Consider the following 18,159-nt stretch of genomic DNA (forward strand, 5'->3'; position numbering starts at 1 on the left):
GAGGAATTTTAAGATGACATTCAACGAACCGACTAAGCAGGAAATCAAAGAAAAGAAATTGTATGCAGAAATGGGTTTAACAGATTCAGAATTTGAAAAAATTAATGAGATTTTAGGCCGTGAGCCAAACTATACTGAAACTGGTATTTTTTCTGCGATGTGGAGTGAGCATTGTTCTTACAAACACTCAAAACCGTTTTTAAAACAATTTCCGACTAAAGGTGAACGTGTCTTAATGGGGCCGGGCGAAGGTGCTGGAGTTGTGGATATCGGAGATAATCAGGCGATTGTATTTAAAGTGGAATCTCATAATCATCCTTCAGCTGTTGATCCGTATGAGGGCGCAGCAACAGGTGTCGGCGGCATTGTCCGCGATATTGTTTCGATCGGGGCACGTCCAATTGGTTTACTGAATTCTCTACGCTTTGGTGAACTGGATAACAAGCAGAATAAGTGGCTGCTTAGAGGTGTGATTGACGGCATGGCAGATTACGGTAACACAATGGAACTCCCTGCAGTTTCCGGCGAGGTCGAATTTGATGCATCTTACCATGAAAACCCTTTGGTTAATGCGATGGGTGTCGGACTGGTTGAACATGACAATATTCAAAAAGGTACAGCTAAGGGGATCGGCAATAAAGTGGTCTACCTTGGATTGCCAACAGGCAGAGACGGTATTAATGGGGCCAGCTTTGCCTCAGGAGAATTAAGCGATGATAACCGTCCGGAAATTCAAAAAGGAAATCCTGATGCGGGTAAAATTTTAATGGAAGCTACACTAAAAGCAATCGGCATGAAAGAACTGGTCGGCATTCAGGATATGGGTGCCGCAGGTTTAACGTCATCCAGTGCAGAGATGGCAGACAAAGGCGGTTCTGGTATGACACTGTATCTGGACACAGTTCCAGTTACGGACAGTGATATTTCACCATACGAAATGATGCTGTCGGAAACTCAGGAACGTATGCTGTTAGTTGTTGAAAACGGCTCAGAAGATAAATTCCTGACACTATTTAAAGAAATGAAACTTGAAACTGCTGTCATTGGGGAAGTGACTGACGGGGATCGTCTGAAACTCTTTTATAATGATGAGCTGTATGCTGACTTGCCTGTCGCGCCATTATCTGATGATGCGCCGGTCTATGTTTTAGAAGGTAAAGAAGACGCAGCGGATGAAGCACAGACAGACTACAGCAATGAAGATTTAGAAGCAGCATTTGATCAGCTGATTACGCATCCGACAATTGCTGATAAATCGTATATTTATAATGATTTCAACAGTACAGCCGGCGGCAACACTGTACAAGGTTCAGGTTTTGGCGCAGGAATTGTTGGTATTGAAGGAACAAACAAAGCTGTCAGCATGGTGCTTGACGGCAAGAGCCGCTATGTCTATGCAGACCCGTATAACGGCGGTAAAGAAGTGGTTGCCCAAACGTTCAGAAGTATTATTGCAACAGGTGCAGAACCGCTCGGCATGACGGATTGTCTGAACTACGGTTCGCCGGAGAAACCGGAAATATATAACCAGCTTGAGCAGTCTACTAAAGGTATGGCTGAAGCGTGCCTGGCATTATCAACACCGGTCGTTTCAGGAAATGTCAGCTTATATAACGAACACAGTACGGGCGGTATTCTGCCGACACCGATTATTGGCATGGTCGGTTTAATTGAAGATATTAACCAGCTGCAGCATGAGGGTATTAAAGAGGGAGATGCACTGTATTTAGTCGGAGAACTCACGCCGTCATTTGCAGGCAGCCAGCTTGAAAAACTGCTTGAAAATAAAATTCGCAAAACTAAGCGTCCAATTGATCTTGAACTTGAATATAAACGCGGCATAATGCTTCGTGACAAACTGGTCAATGGTGAAATTAATAAAATTGCACCGCTTGGCAGAGGCGGTCTGATTGCTAAACTGGCTCAGCTGTCAAGCTTTGTTAATATCGGTATCGACGTCAATATCGATGTGCGTCAAGATTTACTATTTTCTGAGGGCGCTTCAAATTATCTTGTTGCAGCAGAGAGCGGCTTAAATATTGAAGGTGCTGTTGAGATCGGCAAAATGACTGGCACACAATTTAAAGTCAAAGCACAGAATTTTGAAATCAATCGCGAATTAACGGAAGTCAAAAAGGCATGGGAGGCGGCAATCCCGTCATGTATGAACTCAGAGGACTAAATGAAGAATGTGGACTCTTTGGTATTTGGGGACATCCTGAAGCCAGTGAATTAACGTATATGGCACTTCACAGCCTGCAGCACCGGGGCCAGGAAGGGGCAGGAATCGTTGCCAGCGGCGGTGATTACCTATTTGGTGCACGCGGTATGGGACTGCTGACTGAAGCGTTGACTCAAACTCAGCTCGAGTCATTAAAACCATTTTCCAAATCTATCGGCCACGTCCGGTATGCAACGACGGATTCCAGTGCACTTTCCAACGTACAGCCGTTTTTATTTAAAAGTCATATCGGTGATCTAGGGCTGGCGCATAACGGAAATATTGTGAATGCACTGCATATTCGAAGAGCTCTGGAAGATGAAGGTGCGATTTTCCAAACGACATCTGATTCTGAAGTTTTTGCACATCTTTTAAGACGTGCAAAAGGACCGACGAGAAAAGCACGAATTAAAACGACATTACAGCAGCTTAAGGGTGCCTTTGCTTTCGTAATTTTACATGAGGATGCATTGACCGTTGCATTAGATGATCACGGTGTGCGCCCATTGATGCTTGGACAGCTGGACGGCGCTTATTGCGTTGCCAGTGAAACATGTGCGTTTCATGCAATTGGAGCAGAATATATAAGGGATATAGAACCTGGTGAACTGATTACGATCAGTGATGAGGGAATCGATTTTGACCGCTATACTGAGTATGAAAACCCGAATATGTGCTCGATGGAATACATTTACTTTGCACGCGCAGATTCAGAATTCCGGGGCACTTCGACTTATACGATTCGCAAGGCCTTGGGTGAGGAACTGGCTAAAGAGATGGATATTAAAGCCGATATGGTTATCGGTGTGCCGGATTCCAGTCTTGCAGCTGCTAAAGGTTTCAGCGATGCATCCGGTATACCGAGTGAACAGGGTCTGTTAAAAAACCGCTACGTCGGCAGAACATTTATCGCGTCGGGACAAGAAGCGCGTGAAAGAGCAGTCCGCATGAAATTGTCACCGGTAAGAGATATTGTGGAAGGTAAAAGTGTGATCGTTATCGATGATTCTATCGTCCGCGGAACGACCAGTAAATTTATAGTGAAAGCTTTAAAAGAAGCAGGTGCAAAAGAAGTGCATATGGGTGTGTCATCACCGCCGTTAAAAAATCCATGCTATTACGGTATCGATGTTTCGACACATGCTGAAATTATTGCATCATCAAAATCGACTGACGAAGTCAGAGATGAAATTGGTGCAGATTCACTGACCTACTTATCGGTAGAAAAAATGCATGAAGTTTATAAAAAGTACGGTTCACGCGGTGAATGCGACGCTTGCTTTACAGGGAATTATCCAATTGAAAATATCGACGGTTTATTACCGCAGGAAAAAGATGCGAAAACGAAAGGAGTATAACGATGTCTGAACAATATAAACAAGCCGGTGTCGATATTAATGCCGGTTACGAAGCGGTCGAACAGATGAAAGACCATGTGAAACGTACGATGCGTCCGGAAGTAATCGGGGGACTTGGAGGATTTGGTGCAGCATTTGATCTCTCTCAGTTAAATATGAAAGCACCAGTACTTGTCTCAGGTACAGACGGTGTCGGTACGAAACTTAAGCTGGCGATAGATAATAACCGTCACGATACAATCGGTGTTGATGCTGTCGCAATGTGCGTCAACGACATCATTACTACCGGTGCAGAACCGTTATATTTCCTGGATTATATTGCTGTAAATAAAGTAGTGCCTGAACACATTGGTGAAATCGTAAAGGGCATAGCTGAAGGCTGCAGCCAGTCTGAATGTGCTTTAATTGGCGGAGAAACAGCTGAAATGGGCGAGATGTACGGCAGCGGTGAGTACGATATTGCAGGATTTGCTGTCGGTGCTGTTGAAAAGAATGAATATATTGACGGCAGTACTGTTCAAGCAGGCGATAAAATTATCGGACTCTCTTCAAGCGGTATCCATTCAAACGGCTACAGCTTAGTCCGTAAAATAATAAAAGATGAAAACATAGATGTCAGCACAAAATTAAACGGTAAACCGCTTATCGATTTACTGCTGGAACCGACACAGATTTATGTTAAAGATGTTAAAGCTTTAAAAGATAAAGTGAATATTAAAGCGATGAGTCACATTACAGGCGGCGGTTTTATCGAAAATATTCCGCGGGCGCTGCCGGAAAATCTAGGTGTCAGCCTGGATGTCTCCAATGTTAAAGTGCCTGAAATACTCAGCTGGCTGCTTGAACACAGCGGCATGACAAAAAAAGAAGCCTATAATGTTTTTAACATGGGCATCGGTTTTATTATTGTGATCGCTGAAAATGAAACAGAATCTGCTTTAAATATTTTAAAAAACTTAAATACAGATGCACAAATTATCGGTGAAGTGACCGCGCATCAAGGTATTGAAATCAATGGTTAAAAATATTGCTGTAATGGCTTCCGGCGGCGGTTCTAACTTTGAAAACCTCGCAGTCAAAAGCGATTTTCTAAATATGAAGATAAAAGTGTTGATTATAGATTCTCCAGAAATCTATGCAGCAGAACGCGCCGAAAGGTTAAAAATTCCATGCCGTATCGTAAACCGGCAAGACTTTAAATCAAAAAGAGAATTTGAAGCGGGCATCATGTCTGCCTTAGCAGACTTCGAAATTGATTACATTGTACTCGCGGGTTTTATGAGAATTTTATCGGCAGATTTTATAAACTGCTATGAGAATAAAATTATTAATCTGCATCCTTCTCTGCTGCCTGCTTTTAAAGGAAAAAACGGTATTGAGGATGCTTTTAATTACGGTGTCAAAGTGACGGGTGTGACGGTACATTTTGTTGATGCGGGAATTGATACGGGAAAAATTATTGATCAGACTGCAGTTATCATCGAAGATGGTGACACACTTGCAACACTGGAAGAAAAAATACATCAGACGGAGTACGAACTATACCCGGCTGCGCTTAAGAAAGTATTTGATGGGAGAGTTTAAAATATGAAAGCATTATTAAGCGTATCGAATAAAACAGGCATAGAAAAATTTGCAGAAGGTCTGCTTGAACAGGGCTTTGAACTGTATTCAACAGGCGGTACATTTAAGGCATTAAAAGATGCGGATATTGCTGTAAAACAAGTCAGTGATTTAACTCACTTCAATGAAATTATGGATGGACGTGTAAAAACACTGCACCCTGCAGTTCACGGCGGCATTTTAGCAGATCGTGACAATGCAGCACATATGAAAGACCTCAGTGATAACAATATTGAGACCATTGATCTCGTTGCAGTTAATCTTTACCCTTTTAAAGAAACTGTCAGAAAAGCAGATGTAAGAGAAAGCGATGCGGTGGAAAATATTGATATCGGCGGTCCGACAATGCTGCGTGCAGCGGCTAAAAACTACAAGCATGTTACAACGGTAGTTGATCCGTTCGATTACGATGAAGTATTAAACCGTCTTAAAGACAAAACGCTCGATGAGCAGTTTAGAAAACAGTTAATGATTAAAGTGTTCCGTCATACGAATGACTATGATCAGGCTATTGTAAACTTTTTTGCGCAAAGTGAAAAAACACTTCGTTATGGTGAAAATCCGCATCAAAGTGCAAAATATGTTAAAACGACAGACGATAAGAATACGATTTTAAATGCAGATGTGCTTCACGGCAAAGAATTAAGCTACAACAACTTAAGAGATGCGGACAGCGCCTTTGCCCTGGCGAAGAAATTTGATTTGCCGGCAGCAGTTGCGGTAAAACATATGAACCCTTGCGGTGTTGGCACGGGTGAAACGATTGCTGAAGCATTTCAAAATGCATTTGATGCAGACAATCAGTCTATCTTTGGCGGCATCGTTGCATTGAACAAAACTGTAGATGAAGACACTGCCGAAAAACTGAGCAAAGTATTTTTAGAAGTCATAATTGCACCGCACTTCTCAGAAGAAGCTTTAAATATCTTAACTAAAAAGAAAAATATTCGTCTGCTGCAAGTTGATTTTACAGAAGATCAGTCTTCAGATGAGTTTGTCAGTGTGTCCGGCGGATACTTAGTACAGTCCACAGACAGCGGGCGGCTCGATAAAGAATCTCTGGAATATGTGACAGATAACCAACCCGATGAAGAACAGTTAAAAGCACTGGCGCTGGCCTGGGAAGTATCAAAACACGTGAAGTCTAATGCGATTGTATTAGCAAACAGCAAGCAGACTGTAGGTATCGGTGCTGGTCAAATGAACCGTGTAGGTGCGCTTAAAATTGCAGCAGAACGTGCCATTGAGCTCGGTGATAATGTAGTAATGGCCAGCGACGGATTTTTCCCGATGCCGGACACAGTAGAATTTGCTCATGCACAAGGCATTACAGCAATCATTCAGCCAGGCGGTTCTAAACGCGATAATGAATCGATAGATTTTTGTAACGAGAACGGTATTGCAATGGTATTTACGGGAATGCGCCACTTCAAACACTAATACTGGAGGTTCGAAAATCGATGAATGTTTTAGTAATCGGCAGCGGCGGGCGTGAGCATGCACTCGTCAAAATATTAAACCGTTCGCGCCATACAGAAAATCTTTATGCTGTCCCCGGCAACAGCAGCATGACAAAATATGCTGAAGTGTACGGTGATATGAAAGAAACAGATACAGAAGGTATCGTTAGACTCGCCCAGGAAAAAAATATTACTTGGGCTGTTATCGGACCGGAAGCCCCTTTAAATAATGGACTCGCAGACAGTCTGGAAGATGCTGGAGTTAAAGTATTCGGTCCAAGAAAGTTAGAAGCACAGCTTGAATCGTCTAAGGCATTTGCGAAAAAAATTATGATCAAATATGGTATTCCAACTGCAGCCTATCAGTCTTTTACTAATCTTGCCGATGCCGCTGCATATATTAAGCAGCAGGGGGCTCCGATTGTTATTAAGAAAGACGGGCTGGCAGCAGGCAAGGGTGTTGCTGTAGCGATGACGGAACATGAAGCGTTAGAAGCAGTCAAAGAAATGTTGGCTGAAGGCGAAAATCATCCGGTCGTCATTGAAGAATTTCTGGAAGGTGAGGAGTTCAGCTTAATGGTGCTTGTAAACGGCAATTACATACTGCCGTTTGACATTGTTGCCCAGGATCACAAGCGGGCTTATGACGGGGATACAGGACCGAATACCGGCGGTATGGGTGCATATGCACCAGTGACGCACATTGGACAGGCGGTAATTGATGAAGCAGTTCATCAGATTGTTAAACCGATGGCAGAGGCAATGACTAAAGAGGGACTCGATTATTTCGGCGTGATGTACCTCGGTGCCATCATTACAGAAGATGGAGTTAAAGTCATCGAATTTAATGCGCGTTTTGGCGACCCGGAAGCTCAAGTACTGCTGTCACTGCTTGATTCGGATTTTATCGATGTGCTTGAAGCGGTAAAAAATAAAGAACCGTTCGATTTACAATTCAGTTCGGATTCGATGCTTGGTGTTATTTTAGCAAGTAAAGGATATCCAAAAGAATATAAAAAAGGTGAAAAAGTAAGTATTCCAGCTGAGTTGGAAGATATCGTATTTAACAGCGGATTGAAGTATCTTGAAGATGGCAATTACGAAACATCCGGCGGCAGAGTGCTGCTCGTAACAGGGCGCGGAAAAAGTCTGGATGAAGCTAAAACAGAAGCATATAACAATACAGCGCAGATTAAATTTGATAATGAAGCCTTATTTTATCGTAATGATATAGGTGAGCGCGGCGTTTAAACAGGTGAATATTTCGCCTGTTTTTTTTATTACAAAAAATGGCTGTGGCGGAAATTACCAATTCATAGTATAATAATATGGATTTTGAAAATTGGGGGAATAATTAATGAAGAAATTATTAATGCTGTGTATAACAGCATTCATGCTCGTACTCGCTGCATGTACGAGTGACAGCAATGTTGAAGAAGAGGTGTCTGAATCAGAAGAAGATGCCGGATCAGGCGCTGAAGCGATTGATTTCAGTATTATGGCATTGCCAAATTCACTGGATCCGCACGCAGCCAACGATGGTTATTCACTTTACGTGATGACAAATATTTATGAAACACTGGTTAAGTTAAATCAGGATTTGGAATTAGAGCCAGGTCTCGCTGAAAGTTACGAACAAATTTCAGATACATCATGGGAATTTAAATTGCGAGAAGGCGTTAAATTCCATGACGGCAGTGACTTTAATGCTGAAGTTGTAAAAGCAAACTTAGACCGTGTGCGCGATGAAGAAGTCGCATCGCCGCTCTCATTCTTATTTACAGAAATTGATGAAGTAGAAATTATAGATGATTATACGGTTCAAATACATACAAAAGAACCATTTGCAGCATTGCCTGCTCACCTGGCACATCCAGGCGGTCATATGATCAGTAAAGAAGTCATCGATGCGGATTATGCACAAATGGAAGAAGGCGGCAATCCGCTGACAGAAGTCAACCGCACACCAGTCGGTACGGGCTTCTTTAAATTTGAAGAGATTACTGAAGGAGAACAGATTTCTCTTGTACGGAACGAAGAGTACTGGGGTGAGCCTGCAAAACCTGAAGGTATTACATTTAGAGCAGTGCCGGAAGACCAATCGCGTATCGCTGAATTAACTTCAGGTACGGCAGACATTATTTATCCGATGGACCCGAATGATGTTGAACAAGTTGATGCTAATGATGGCAGTGAGGTTCAGCAGCGTCCAAGTGCTAACATGACTTACCTTGGATTCAACACTGAAAAGGAACCATTTAACGATCAAAATGTCAGACTGGCGATTGCATCTGCGATCGATAAAAATGCGATTATAGAAAATATTTTAGTCGGCATTCACGAAGTGGCGGAAACACCTTTAAATCCGACAGTTCACGGATACAGTGAAAACCTTGATCCAATCGAATACGATCTTGAACAGGCTAAAGAATATCTGGCAGACAGTGACTATCCTGAAGGCTTCACAGCTGAAGTCGTATTGAACTCAAGAACACACCAGGATGTTGCGACATATATGCAGCAGGTACTTTCTGAAATCGGTATTGAGCTTGAGATCACATTGATGGAAGCTGGTGCATACCAGGAATACACTGCAAACGGCGATCATGAAATGTTCATGGGCGGCTGGGGCACAGTAACACTCGATGCAGATTATGGTCTGTATCCGATGTTCCACTCTGATAACATTGGAGCACCAGGAAACAGAACGCGCTATCAAAATGATGAAGTCGATGAATTACTCGACAATGCACGTGTTGAAATGGATGAGGAAACACGTCTGCAGATGTATGAAGATGCACAGCAGATTATCATCGATGAACAGCCGTTAATTTCTGTCTTCCATACGACATTATTAACGGGAATTAATTCAGAATTAGACGGCTACTATCAGTATCCGAGCAGTTTCCCTTACTTGAAAGAACTCGAATAAATATAAACAAAAAAATCCGTACGCTAGATTCCTAGGAGTCTAGCGTACGGATTATTTATGACCCAGCTACTGGGTTTTTAACGCAGTATAATTTGAAAATGTACACCGGATTGTTCCGGAATCATAACAAAAGATCCGTCGTGGAAGTTAATGGCATCATGTATGATTGAAAAACCGATACCGTGATTTTCCTTATCCGTTTTTGTCGATTCACCGTGAGTCATTAATTTTTGTGCCGCTTCACTGTTTATACCAGTACCATCATCTTTATAAATAATACTGATACCTTCAGGCCCGTCAGATAAATGTATGGAAATATTCAGGTTGACTTTATTGTGATCCAGACTGTTATCGATTAAGTTTATAAACATTCTTCCTATATAAAGTTTATTTCCGTAGTAATATTCATCATCTAAATCTGCTGTTAATTCAAGTTTATCGTAGCCGACTGTATTTTTAATATCATTAACGACTTCAATTAGTGAGAACATATCCTTGGAAACTTCCATTTGTGCTGTTTCCCATTTGAAATTACTGTTTAAACTATCGATAAGATTTTCCATATACTTTGCTTTGTCTGAAATCAGCAAAGCATACTTTTTCTGTTCATTAGGAAAATAAGGCATGACTTTGGCATAACCGTAAATTGAAGTTAATGGTGATTTCAAATCATGAGAAATCTGTCCGAGCCATTGATTTCGATAGTAATCTATTTGATTTTGATATAAACGGTCGTGTAGGAGCTGGCTGTTTAATGACTCAACAGCATCATCCAGTTCTTTATACATCCTTTTAGATTTCTTTAGATTTTGTACTGTACTCGGTTTATATAATAAGCCGTTTGACAGCTGACTGAGCCAGTCTGCATAGAAAAATAAAGGTTTACTGAGTTTTCTAGTCAGTATTATTCTGAAATCAACCATCTATTGGAACATCAATGAAGAAATCGCTTCATCCCTTAATTTAATGTTCGGGATGGTACTCGCTTTTGGACTGATGAGTTTGATCAAATTACTCTTTCAGCGTTACGAAAATAGTGCAATAATCGCAGGTCTTAAAAACATGGGGAAGTTGTCTCTGACTATGTATATTTTACAAAGCATAATTGCGACATCTATATTTTACGGTTATGGTTTGGGACTATTTGGTGCTGATATATTTATATGGAGCATATTGATAGTAATCGTTATCTATTTAGGACAGATGTATATGTCGACTTTGTATTTAAAACACTTTAGATACGGACCGCTTGAATACTTTCTCAGAATTGTTACTTATATGAATGTGCGAAAGAAAAAGTGGGTAAAGAGTGAGCGTGAAAAATAGCTGGTCCACACTTGTTGACGGGCAAAAAAGTCTTTGTCAGAGCACAGAAATTTCACACTTTTAAATCATTTTGTGCTACTATTTATTTACTTATTACTTTATTTATAGAGTGATATAAAAAGGGTGATATCAAATGAAAAAGTTACTATTAACAGGTTATGAGCCATTTTTGAAATTTAAAACTAATCCGACGCAGTCTGCTGTAGAGAGTTTAGACGGCAAGGTGATTGGGGATTATATAATTACCGGTAAGGTTTATCCTGTAGCTTTTGGTGAAATTAATGAATTGATTGAACAGGATATTGAAACAGTTGAACCAGATGCTGTAGTATCACTTGGGCTGGCAAGCGGTATTTCCAGCATTCATCTCGAGCGTATCGCCATCAATACAATTGACGGACGGGAAGATAATACAGGTTTTAAACCGAACGGCGAAAAAATTCATGAAAATGGTGCAGACGGTATATTTTCAACTTTACCGTTAAAACGCCTGGAGGCAGCTCTGCTGAAAGATAATATCCCTGTAAATATTTCTAATTCAGCAGGTACTTATCTGTGCAATAATTTAATGTACAGTGAATTGTACTATTTGAAAGAGAAAAATCTCAATATCCCTGCTGGTTTTGTCCATGTGCCGCCGAGTCATGAAATCGGCATCGCACAGCGTGTACCGAGCTGGCCGCAGGAAGATATTACACGTGCAGTCCATATTATTATTGAAAACTTGGAAAGTAACTAGGAGGAAATTATGAAGTTAGTCAAAGTGAGCACTTACGAAGAAATGAGCAACGAAGCATCGGAGATTCTTTTCGATGTGATTAAAGAAAATGACAAACCGGTTATTGGCTTGGCAACAGGTTCTACCCCTGAAGGGACGTATAAAGCGCTGATTGAAAAACTGAACAGCAGCGACGTTAACCAAAATGATATTACGACATTTAATCTTGATGAATATGTCGGTCTCGACAAAGATCATGAACAGAGTTATTCATATTATATGCACGAAAATTTCTTTAACCATGTATCAATCCCGGAAGAAAATATTCACCTTTTAAATGGTAAAGCAGAGGATGCTGAAACAGAAGTTACAGCTTATGAAGCAGCTATTGATCAAGCAGGTCTTGATGTCCAGCTGTTGGGTATCGGCCGCAATGGTCATATTGCATTTAACGAGCCCGGCACTTCATTTGATTCAGTAACACATATCGTGGATTTAACACCGGAAACGATTGAAGATAACTCACGTTTCTTCGATGATTTAAAAGACGTGCCAAACAAAGCATTTACTATGGGCTTAAGCTCTATAATGAAAGCTGAAAAAATCGTTATTTTAATTTCAGGTGAAAATAAAAAAGAAGCTCTGGCTGAATTGTTAAGCGGTGAAGTCAGCGAGAACAATCCGGCTTCTGTTTTAAACAACCATAAAGATGTAACAATCATTGCAGACACTGCTGCGATTGGTGAATAAACTTAAATTATGAGATAATACTTCTAATACAAATGTGTTAGGAGTATTTTTTAATGAATGAACATAAACAAAAAATAATATACACTGGTGCACTGCTTGTTATCTTTTTAATTCTCGCAAACACTATGGTCGAAGTGAACTGGTCTCTGCAGGTCATTGCAGTACTTTTCGCAGGCTATTATATTTTCCTCAGTGTCAGAGAGTTAAAAAAAGAAAACAAAGATACCAATTAAAAAAACGGCGTTGAATTCTAAAATTAGATTTCAATGCCGTTTTATGAATTTTTTCTCTTATACATATTTTAAACTTCTTCCGCCGCAGCTTCGATTTGTTTTTTAATACGCTGTGGAATCATAACCACTTCTGTTTTTAAGTTTTTAGGTCTGTAGGTGCGGTCGATACATTTGTCGAAATACTCCAGGTGTTTTGTATCGATGCATTTTTCGGTTTCCGAGTTTGAGTCACCGTCATCTGCCTGGATAGAATACCAGTAAAGATATTCATAATTGCCCATAGAATCACGCATAATCGTTTCAACAAACATCTTCTCGCCGTCAAGTGTAAGCAGCGCATCATTCATGTGCTTGTTAAGAAATTCCATCCATTGGTCCGTCAGTTCTTCTTTACCTTTTTTCACCCTAAATCTTGTTAATTCTACTTGCATATTCAGGACTCCTTTACTTTCGTCTACATCATAATACATCATAAATTAACTTTGTCAATGAGTATTTCAAAGAATATTTTATAATAGAATTTGAAAGATATATTTAAAAAAATTAGAAATTAATTTTTAGAGAATTAAATGCAGAAAGATGCATTTTAAAAAAAAAGACTCCTCATAAATGAAGAGTCTAATCATTATTTGCGTATTCTTTTAATGTTTTTCATGATGCCGCTTTCTGTAGACAGGACACTTCTCTTATAAATGTAGCCTGCAAGGAGCAGCGTGATAATTATTGTAATAATCATTATAACAATACCGATAATCATCGGTGCATGTCCCGTATCGTTTACCAGCAGGCGGAGCGGCATAACAAACGGTGTAAAGAACGGGAAGTAGCTCGTGATTGTCACCGCAATATTATCTGCAAATGAAATGCCGCCAAGCGCGATAAAGTAACCAATCATGCTGAGGAAAGTAACCGGCATAAGTCCCTGCTGCAGATCTTCCATACGGTTTATAAACGAGCCGAGCATCGCTGAGACTGACAAGTAGAGTATTAAACCGAGTATGACAAAGATGATGCAGTAGATAATGATTTTAAGTGTCTGATCGTTCGCTTCCAATCCGAACTGGTCCAGCAGTTCTGTCGTGTCTGAGAAATAAAATGCAATCAGGCCGCCAATAGTAATCAGCACAATCTGCAGAACACTGACTGCGATCATAGCAAAAATTTTAGCCATTAAATGCTGAGTCGGACGAATACTCGAGACAATCATTTCTATGACGCGAGATGATTTTTCATTGGCTATTTCAGTCGCAATCTGACTGGCGTAGCTTATTAGGATGATAAACATCAGAATGACTGAAAAGTAGAAAATAACCATGTTTAAAATATTGGTCTCGTCGGCATCTGCTGCTTCAAATCCACCTGAGCCTTCTTCAGAAGCGACGAGGAAATCAACAGGCACTTCTTCATACATTTGTGAAATCTCCGCTTCACTCAGGTTGAGTGTCTGCAGAACATATGCCCGATTGGTTTCATTTAAGGCCAGCTGAATATTTTGTTCTCGCGTATCTGATATTTCCTCATCCATGCGTATTTCAGCCTGAAGGGGTTCAGTACTGACAATTTCCAGCGTCGCACTGCCGTCCGAATCTACAATTTCTATCGTGTCATCGAAAGAGGCGAGCGTCGGTTCAAATACTGTGAGGAATGATTCTTCAGCATCCACTTCCAGCATTAAAGCTTCATCATCCGAATTGAACAGATTGATGATTTTATCTAAGTTAAACGCGATAAACATACCCGCAATAATAATGAGAGTAGTGAAGATAAAAGATTTGGCTTTAATTTTTGAAAAGAAAGTGAGATTAAATGTCGTCATAAATTTATTCATAGTCACGACCTACTTTCGATATGAAGATATCATTTAATGAAGGTTCATTGATCTGGAATCGTTTAAAGAATCCGAGAGCAGTCACTCTGTTATAAATTTCTTCGGCATATTTTTCTTCAGCAATCTTAATGACTGATTTATGACGGACCTGTTTCATTTCAAGAACGCCGGGCATATCTTTAATAAAGGAAATATCATGTTCGCCTTCGATGATAATTTCTTTTTGACCGAAGTCCTGTTTAATCTGATCGATATTGCCGCTGACAATCTGCTTGCCGCGGTCGAGGATGCATAACTCTTCACACAGTTCTTCAACGTGTTCCATGCGGTGGGTACTAAATATAATGGTCGAACCCTGCTGGTTTAAATCTTTAACAGCATCTTTCAGCATTTCAACATTAATCGGGTCGAGACCGCTGAATGGTTCATCGAGAATAATCAATTTCGGATTGTGAATAATCGAAGCAATCAGCTGAATTTTCTGCTGGTTCCCTTTTGAAAGTTTTTCAATCTTTTTGAACTTATTTTCTGTTACTTTAAAGCGATCCAGCCAGTAATCCAGTGCTGAATTGGCATCTTTTTTTGACATGCCTTTTAATTCAGCTAAGTAAATAATCTGTTCAAATACAGTTAATTTAGGGTGCAGTCCGCGCTCTTCTGGCAAGTAGCCGATGCTGTCTGTCATATGATAGCATCGGCTACTTGCCATTATACAAAATGGAGCCTTCAGTCGGAGTCAGTAATTTTAAGATCATGCGGAAAGTCGTCGTTTTACCGGCACCATTTCCGCCGAGAAATCCGTACATGCTGCCGTCAGGCACATTAATATTAATTGAATCCACAGCTGTCTGTTCGCCGAATACTTTAGTAAGATTACTAATTTCGAGAGCCATGTAAGTCCTCCTTTATCTTATTAAAGTCAGTTTACCATAATGCTTAAACTGAAAAAAACGTTATAATATAATGTGGGTTAATATGAGAGGGGCGAGAGCTTGGAGAAAACAGAAGAAAAAGCATCATTCAAAAAATTTATTATGCTGATTAAAAGTACCAATGTGAAAAAAGGATTATTTTTTACAGGAGTGTTTCTAACACTAATCGGAACGGCTGGGTCATTAATTGTTCCGCTCTTAACGCAAATGTTTATAGACGGTTTTAATACCGATCTGATTACTGCACCGCTGGCCGCTTTAATTATTGGTGTATTTTTAATCAGTGCCATTATAGACGGTATCTCTTACTACATGCTTGCTAAAATCGGACAGACTGTTGTAAAAAGTTTAAGGGAAATGGTGTGGGATAAATTTCTCAGACTGCCTGTCTCTTACTTTGATAAGACTAAAAGCGGGGAGTCGGTCAGCCGTGTTGTCAATGATACCAGCATTATACAGAATTTAATTACCAGCCACTTTCCGCAGTTAATCAGCGGAATTTTAAGCGTAGCAGGCTCTATAGTCATTTTATTCTTTTTAGACTGGAAACTCACACTGATTATGTTTATCGCACTGCCGATTTCGATTGTGGCCATTATGCCGCTCGGTTCACGCATGCAGAAGGTTTCTAAAAAGCTGCAGGATGAAACAGCATCATTCACCGGTTCTATTCAGGAAACGCTGAGTGAAATCCGCTTAATGAAATCATTTAATGCTGAATCTTACGAAAAGATAAAAGGTAATAAAGGCATTAATGAACTATTTAAATACGGCATGAAGGAAGCGGTGATTAATGCGCTCCTATCGCCGATTATGTACACTATTATGATGTTTGTCATTATATTAGTTATCGGTTACGGGGGGCTCAGAGGCGCCGCCGGCACGATGTCGATTGGTACGCTGGTGGCCTTTTTACTTTATCTGTTCCAGATTATCATGCCGATGACAATGTTTGCGATGTTCTTTACTGAATACAATAAAGCACTTGGTGCGACAGGGAGAATTATAGGCATACTGGAAATGGAAAATGAAAAATCAGCTGCTGACACAGAAGAATTGTTGACATATGAAACGCTGTCGTTTAATAATGTGACTTTCGGCTACGATAAAACACCGGTGCTTGAAAATATTTCTTTTACCGCAGAAAATAATAAAAAGATTGCTTTCGTCGGTCCGAGCGGCAGCGGGAAATCAACTATCTTTTCCTTGATAGAACGCTATTATTCAGTTTGGGATGGCGAGATTACAATCGATAATACGAATATCGAAAATATACCGCTTGACCTTTACCGCAGCGGTATCGGCTACGTTGCCCAGGAAAGTGCAATTATTTCAGGGACGATTAAAGAAAACATTACTTACGGTTTGACGGCTGGCGAGTACACAGATGAAGATATCAAGCGTGCCGTGCAGCAGTCATATACAAGCGAATTTATTAATGACTTGCCTGAAGGTCTGGAAACAGAAGTCGGCGAACGCGGTGTGAAGCTGTCCGGCGGACAGCGTCAGCGTCTTGGCATTGCCCGGGCATTTTTACGCAATCCTAAAATTTTAATGCTGGATGAGGCGACGGCAAGTCTCGATTCACAATCTGAGAAATTTGTTGGTGAAGCCTTAAACGAACTGATGGCGGGAAGAACAGTACTGGTGATTGCGCACCGTCTGTCGACGATTGTCAACTCCGATAAAATTTACTTTATCGACAGCGGACACTTAACAGGTGAAGGTACACATGAAGAATTAATGGCATCGCACGACATGTATAAAGCATTTACAGCACAGCAATTTGGAGAAGATTAGAGGCAGTATATTTTATGGGTATTTTATTTGAAGCATTCCAGCCGGTTATTCCGATATTTGTAGTCATTTTTATGCTGATCACTGTCATAACGATGATGATCAATACAAAAAACGGCTACCAGCTGGATTCAATTTCTAAAAAAATTAAGTATTTATCGGTGATTGGACTGACGATGAGCCTCGTCGGCATTTTTCTGGTCACGCTGATGCCGACGTCAAATGACAGTGATATTGTTCAGATGACACCTTTTGAAAGCATTAAGGATTTGTGGTACTATGCGACAACTGAGGCGCTAATTAACAGTGTGCTGATGAATATTGTCTTGTTTATACCGGCATCATTCTTTCTGTATATTATTATAAGAAAAGAATTGCTGACGACAATTCTATGTCTGCTGCTGTCGATATTTATCGAAACGATGCAGTACTTAATGCCGATTGGCAGAATTACGAGTATCGATGATACGATCCTTAATTCGATTGGCGGCATTACTGGTGTTCTGCTCGGCATTATATTTTTAAAGTTTAAAAATGTTTATTATGCCCTGTTTGGTGGTAAACAAAGAAATAACATCAAATAAAGGGGATGTTGTCTATGTACAACAAATTAAAACACATTGAAGGCGTTAATTTACTGCCGAAAGAAGTCGTAGGTCCTGCCTTAGTCGGATCTGTGGAGTATTTTAATGGGGAGAAAAATACATACCACGGATCACTCGTTGCAACGACGCACAGACTTTTTATGAACTTGGAAGATCATGATTTAGTATGTATTGAAGAAATTAGTTTTGACAATATTACACGCGTGACAGTAGAGGAGCTTTTACTGGTGGGACACATTCTTCATATTTGGAAGGATGACCAGCTGCTCATCAGTGTCAAGAGTATTTCAGAAGGAAAGCTCGATAAGTTTCTGGAATTTTTCTACAAATATAAAGCACAGCATACAACAGAAAAAGAAGCATTTGCTTAAAGGAA

At 40.3% G+C, this 18,159-nt stretch carries 17 protein-coding genes and 1 pseudogene; 14 read left to right on the forward strand and 4 right to left on the reverse strand.

Features of this window, described 5'->3' with window-relative positions; all coding sequences use genetic code 11:
- Window positions 1-13: 13 nt before the first annotated feature.
- The 7 genes from purL to IEU81_RS10295 all read left to right on the forward strand — a co-directional run bounded on the left by purL (window position 14) and on the right by IEU81_RS10295 (window position 9,594).
- Complete coding sequence (gene purL, locus IEU81_RS10265; RefSeq protein WP_186090922.1) at window positions 14-2,182, forward strand: phosphoribosylformylglycinamidine synthase subunit PurL; 2,169 nt, start codon at window positions 14-16, stop codon at window positions 2,180-2,182.
- A complete protein-coding gene (purF, locus tag IEU81_RS10270; RefSeq protein WP_186090924.1) occupies window positions 2,161-3,579 on the forward strand; it encodes an amidophosphoribosyltransferase in 1,419 nt (472 codons plus the stop codon). The genes purL and purF overlap by 22 nt, the downstream gene beginning before the upstream one ends.
- Window positions 3,580-3,581: 2 nt before the next feature.
- Complete coding sequence (gene purM, locus IEU81_RS10275; RefSeq protein WP_092596471.1) at window positions 3,582-4,601, forward strand: phosphoribosylformylglycinamidine cyclo-ligase; 1,020 nt, start codon at window positions 3,582-3,584, stop codon at window positions 4,599-4,601.
- On the forward strand, window positions 4,594-5,163 hold the full coding sequence (gene purN / locus IEU81_RS10280; RefSeq protein WP_186090925.1) for a phosphoribosylglycinamide formyltransferase: 570 nt from the start codon (window positions 4,594-4,596) through the stop codon (window positions 5,161-5,163). Before purM ends, purN begins: the two co-directional genes overlap by 8 nt.
- Before the next feature lie 3 nt (window positions 5,164-5,166).
- On the forward strand, window positions 5,167-6,642 hold the full coding sequence (gene purH / locus IEU81_RS10285) for a bifunctional phosphoribosylaminoimidazolecarboxamide formyltransferase/IMP cyclohydrolase (protein ID WP_092596465.1): 1,476 nt from the start codon (window positions 5,167-5,169) through the stop codon (window positions 6,640-6,642).
- 20 nt (window positions 6,643-6,662) lie between these two features.
- Window positions 6,663-7,913: a phosphoribosylamine--glycine ligase gene (purD, locus tag IEU81_RS10290; RefSeq protein WP_186090927.1), complete on the forward strand. Its 1,251-nt coding sequence runs from the start codon at window positions 6,663-6,665 to the stop codon at window positions 7,911-7,913.
- A gap of 106 nt (window positions 7,914-8,019) precedes the next feature.
- The gene (locus tag IEU81_RS10295) at window positions 8,020-9,594 is read left to right on the forward strand and encodes a glutathione ABC transporter substrate-binding protein (RefSeq protein ID WP_186090928.1); all 1,575 of its coding nucleotides are present in this window, start codon (window positions 8,020-8,022) and stop codon (window positions 9,592-9,594) included.
- 77 nt (window positions 9,595-9,671) lie between these two features.
- Here IEU81_RS10295 and IEU81_RS10300 read toward each other — a convergent pair whose 3' ends face one another.
- On the reverse strand, window positions 9,672-10,517 hold the full coding sequence (locus tag IEU81_RS10300; RefSeq protein ID WP_186090930.1) for a sensor histidine kinase: 846 nt from the start codon (window positions 10,515-10,517) through the stop codon (window positions 9,672-9,674).
- Window positions 10,518-10,560: 43 nt separating this feature from the next.
- Between IEU81_RS10300 and IEU81_RS10305 the strand changes: the two genes are divergently transcribed.
- The 4 genes from IEU81_RS10305 (at window position 10,561) to IEU81_RS10320 (ending at window position 12,621) form a co-directional block, all read left to right on the forward strand.
- Window positions 10,561-10,920, forward strand: coding sequence for a DUF418 domain-containing protein (locus tag IEU81_RS10305; protein WP_186090931.1), 360 nt, complete (start codon window positions 10,561-10,563; stop codon window positions 10,918-10,920).
- A 133-nt stretch (window positions 10,921-11,053) separates the two neighbouring features.
- On the forward strand, window positions 11,054-11,659 hold the full coding sequence (locus IEU81_RS10310; protein WP_092596450.1) for a pyroglutamyl-peptidase I: 606 nt from the start codon (window positions 11,054-11,056) through the stop codon (window positions 11,657-11,659).
- 9 nt (window positions 11,660-11,668) lie between these two features.
- The gene (nagB, locus tag IEU81_RS10315) at window positions 11,669-12,388 is read left to right on the forward strand and encodes a glucosamine-6-phosphate deaminase (protein ID WP_092596447.1); all 720 of its coding nucleotides are present in this window, start codon (window positions 11,669-11,671) and stop codon (window positions 12,386-12,388) included.
- Window positions 12,389-12,441: 53 nt separating this feature from the next.
- Entirely contained in the window at window positions 12,442-12,621 is a 180-nt protein-coding gene (locus IEU81_RS10320) for a hypothetical protein (RefSeq protein WP_186090933.1), read from the forward strand.
- A 68-nt stretch (window positions 12,622-12,689) separates the two neighbouring features.
- Here the strand turns inward: IEU81_RS10320 and IEU81_RS10325 are convergent, their stop codons facing one another.
- From IEU81_RS10325 to IEU81_RS10335, 3 genes and pseudogenes are all read right to left on the reverse strand, one after another.
- The gene (locus IEU81_RS10325) at window positions 12,690-13,052 is read right to left on the reverse strand and encodes a DUF6176 family protein (RefSeq protein WP_186090935.1); all 363 of its coding nucleotides are present in this window, start codon (window positions 13,050-13,052) and stop codon (window positions 12,690-12,692) included.
- 194 nt (window positions 13,053-13,246) lie between these two features.
- On the reverse strand, window positions 13,247-14,449 hold the full coding sequence (locus tag IEU81_RS10330; protein WP_186090936.1) for an ABC transporter permease: 1,203 nt from the start codon (window positions 14,447-14,449) through the stop codon (window positions 13,247-13,249).
- A pseudogene (locus IEU81_RS10335) lies at window positions 14,442-15,342 on the reverse strand (ABC transporter ATP-binding protein). Before IEU81_RS10335 ends, IEU81_RS10330 begins: the two are co-directional and overlap by 8 nt.
- Window positions 15,343-15,483: 141 nt before the next feature.
- On the opposite strand from IEU81_RS10335, the gene IEU81_RS10340 reads away from it, so the two are divergent.
- The 3 genes from IEU81_RS10340 to IEU81_RS10350 are packed head-to-tail and all read left to right on the forward strand — an operon-like array spanning window position 15,484 to window position 18,154.
- Window positions 15,484-17,181, forward strand: a complete 1,698-nt coding sequence (locus IEU81_RS10340) for an ABC transporter ATP-binding protein (RefSeq protein ID WP_186091036.1) — start codon at window positions 15,484-15,486, stop codon at window positions 17,179-17,181.
- A gap of 14 nt (window positions 17,182-17,195) precedes the next feature.
- Complete coding sequence (locus IEU81_RS10345; RefSeq protein ID WP_092596435.1) at window positions 17,196-17,762, forward strand: VanZ family protein; 567 nt, start codon at window positions 17,196-17,198, stop codon at window positions 17,760-17,762.
- A 14-nt stretch (window positions 17,763-17,776) separates the two neighbouring features.
- On the forward strand, window positions 17,777-18,154 hold the full coding sequence (locus IEU81_RS10350; protein WP_186090938.1) for a PH domain-containing protein: 378 nt from the start codon (window positions 17,777-17,779) through the stop codon (window positions 18,152-18,154).
- The last annotated feature ends 5 nt before the right edge of the window (window positions 18,155-18,159 follow it).

The organism is Jeotgalicoccus aerolatus, from assembly GCF_014635205.1.
Classification (GTDB): Bacteria; Bacillota; Bacilli; order Staphylococcales; family Salinicoccaceae; genus Jeotgalicoccus; species Jeotgalicoccus aerolatus.

Bases quoted from the DNA above. Each gene is read 5' to 3' on its own strand.
- purM (WP_092596471.1), top strand. From the start codon at position 3,582: ATGTCTGAACAATATAAACAAGCCGGTGTCGATATTAATGCCGGTTAC.
- purN (WP_186090925.1), top strand. From the start codon at position 4,594: ATGGTTAAAAATATTGCTGTAATGGCTTCCGGCGGCGGTTCTAACTTT.
- IEU81_RS10305 (WP_186090931.1), top strand. From the start codon at position 10,561: ATGTTCGGGATGGTACTCGCTTTTGGACTGATGAGTTTGATCAAATTA.
- purF (WP_186090924.1), top strand. From the start codon at position 2,161: ATGTATGAACTCAGAGGACTAAATGAAGAATGTGGACTCTTTGGTATT.
- IEU81_RS10330 (WP_186090936.1), bottom strand. From the start codon at position 14,449: ATGAATAAATTTATGACGACATTTAATCTCACTTTCTTTTCAAAAATT.
- IEU81_RS10345 (WP_092596435.1), top strand. From the start codon at position 17,196: ATGGGTATTTTATTTGAAGCATTCCAGCCGGTTATTCCGATATTTGTA.
- purD (WP_186090927.1), top strand. From the start codon at position 6,663: ATGAATGTTTTAGTAATCGGCAGCGGCGGGCGTGAGCATGCACTCGTC.
- IEU81_RS10310 (WP_092596450.1), top strand. From the start codon at position 11,054: ATGAAAAAGTTACTATTAACAGGTTATGAGCCATTTTTGAAATTTAAA.
- IEU81_RS10325 (WP_186090935.1), bottom strand. From the start codon at position 13,052: ATGCAAGTAGAATTAACAAGATTTAGGGTGAAAAAAGGTAAAGAAGAA.
- nagB (WP_092596447.1), top strand. From the start codon at position 11,669: ATGAAGTTAGTCAAAGTGAGCACTTACGAAGAAATGAGCAACGAAGCA.
- IEU81_RS10300 (WP_186090930.1), bottom strand. From the start codon at position 10,517: ATGGTTGATTTCAGAATAATACTGACTAGAAAACTCAGTAAACCTTTA.
- IEU81_RS10320 (WP_186090933.1), top strand. From the start codon at position 12,442: ATGAATGAACATAAACAAAAAATAATATACACTGGTGCACTGCTTGTT.
- IEU81_RS10295 (WP_186090928.1), top strand. From the start codon at position 8,020: ATGAAGAAATTATTAATGCTGTGTATAACAGCATTCATGCTCGTACTC.
- purL (WP_186090922.1), top strand. From the start codon at position 14: ATGACATTCAACGAACCGACTAAGCAGGAAATCAAAGAAAAGAAATTG.
- IEU81_RS10350 (WP_186090938.1), top strand. From the start codon at position 17,777: ATGTACAACAAATTAAAACACATTGAAGGCGTTAATTTACTGCCGAAA.
- purH (WP_092596465.1), top strand. From the start codon at position 5,167: ATGAAAGCATTATTAAGCGTATCGAATAAAACAGGCATAGAAAAATTT.
- IEU81_RS10340 (WP_186091036.1), top strand. From the start codon at position 15,484: ATGCTGATTAAAAGTACCAATGTGAAAAAAGGATTATTTTTTACAGGA.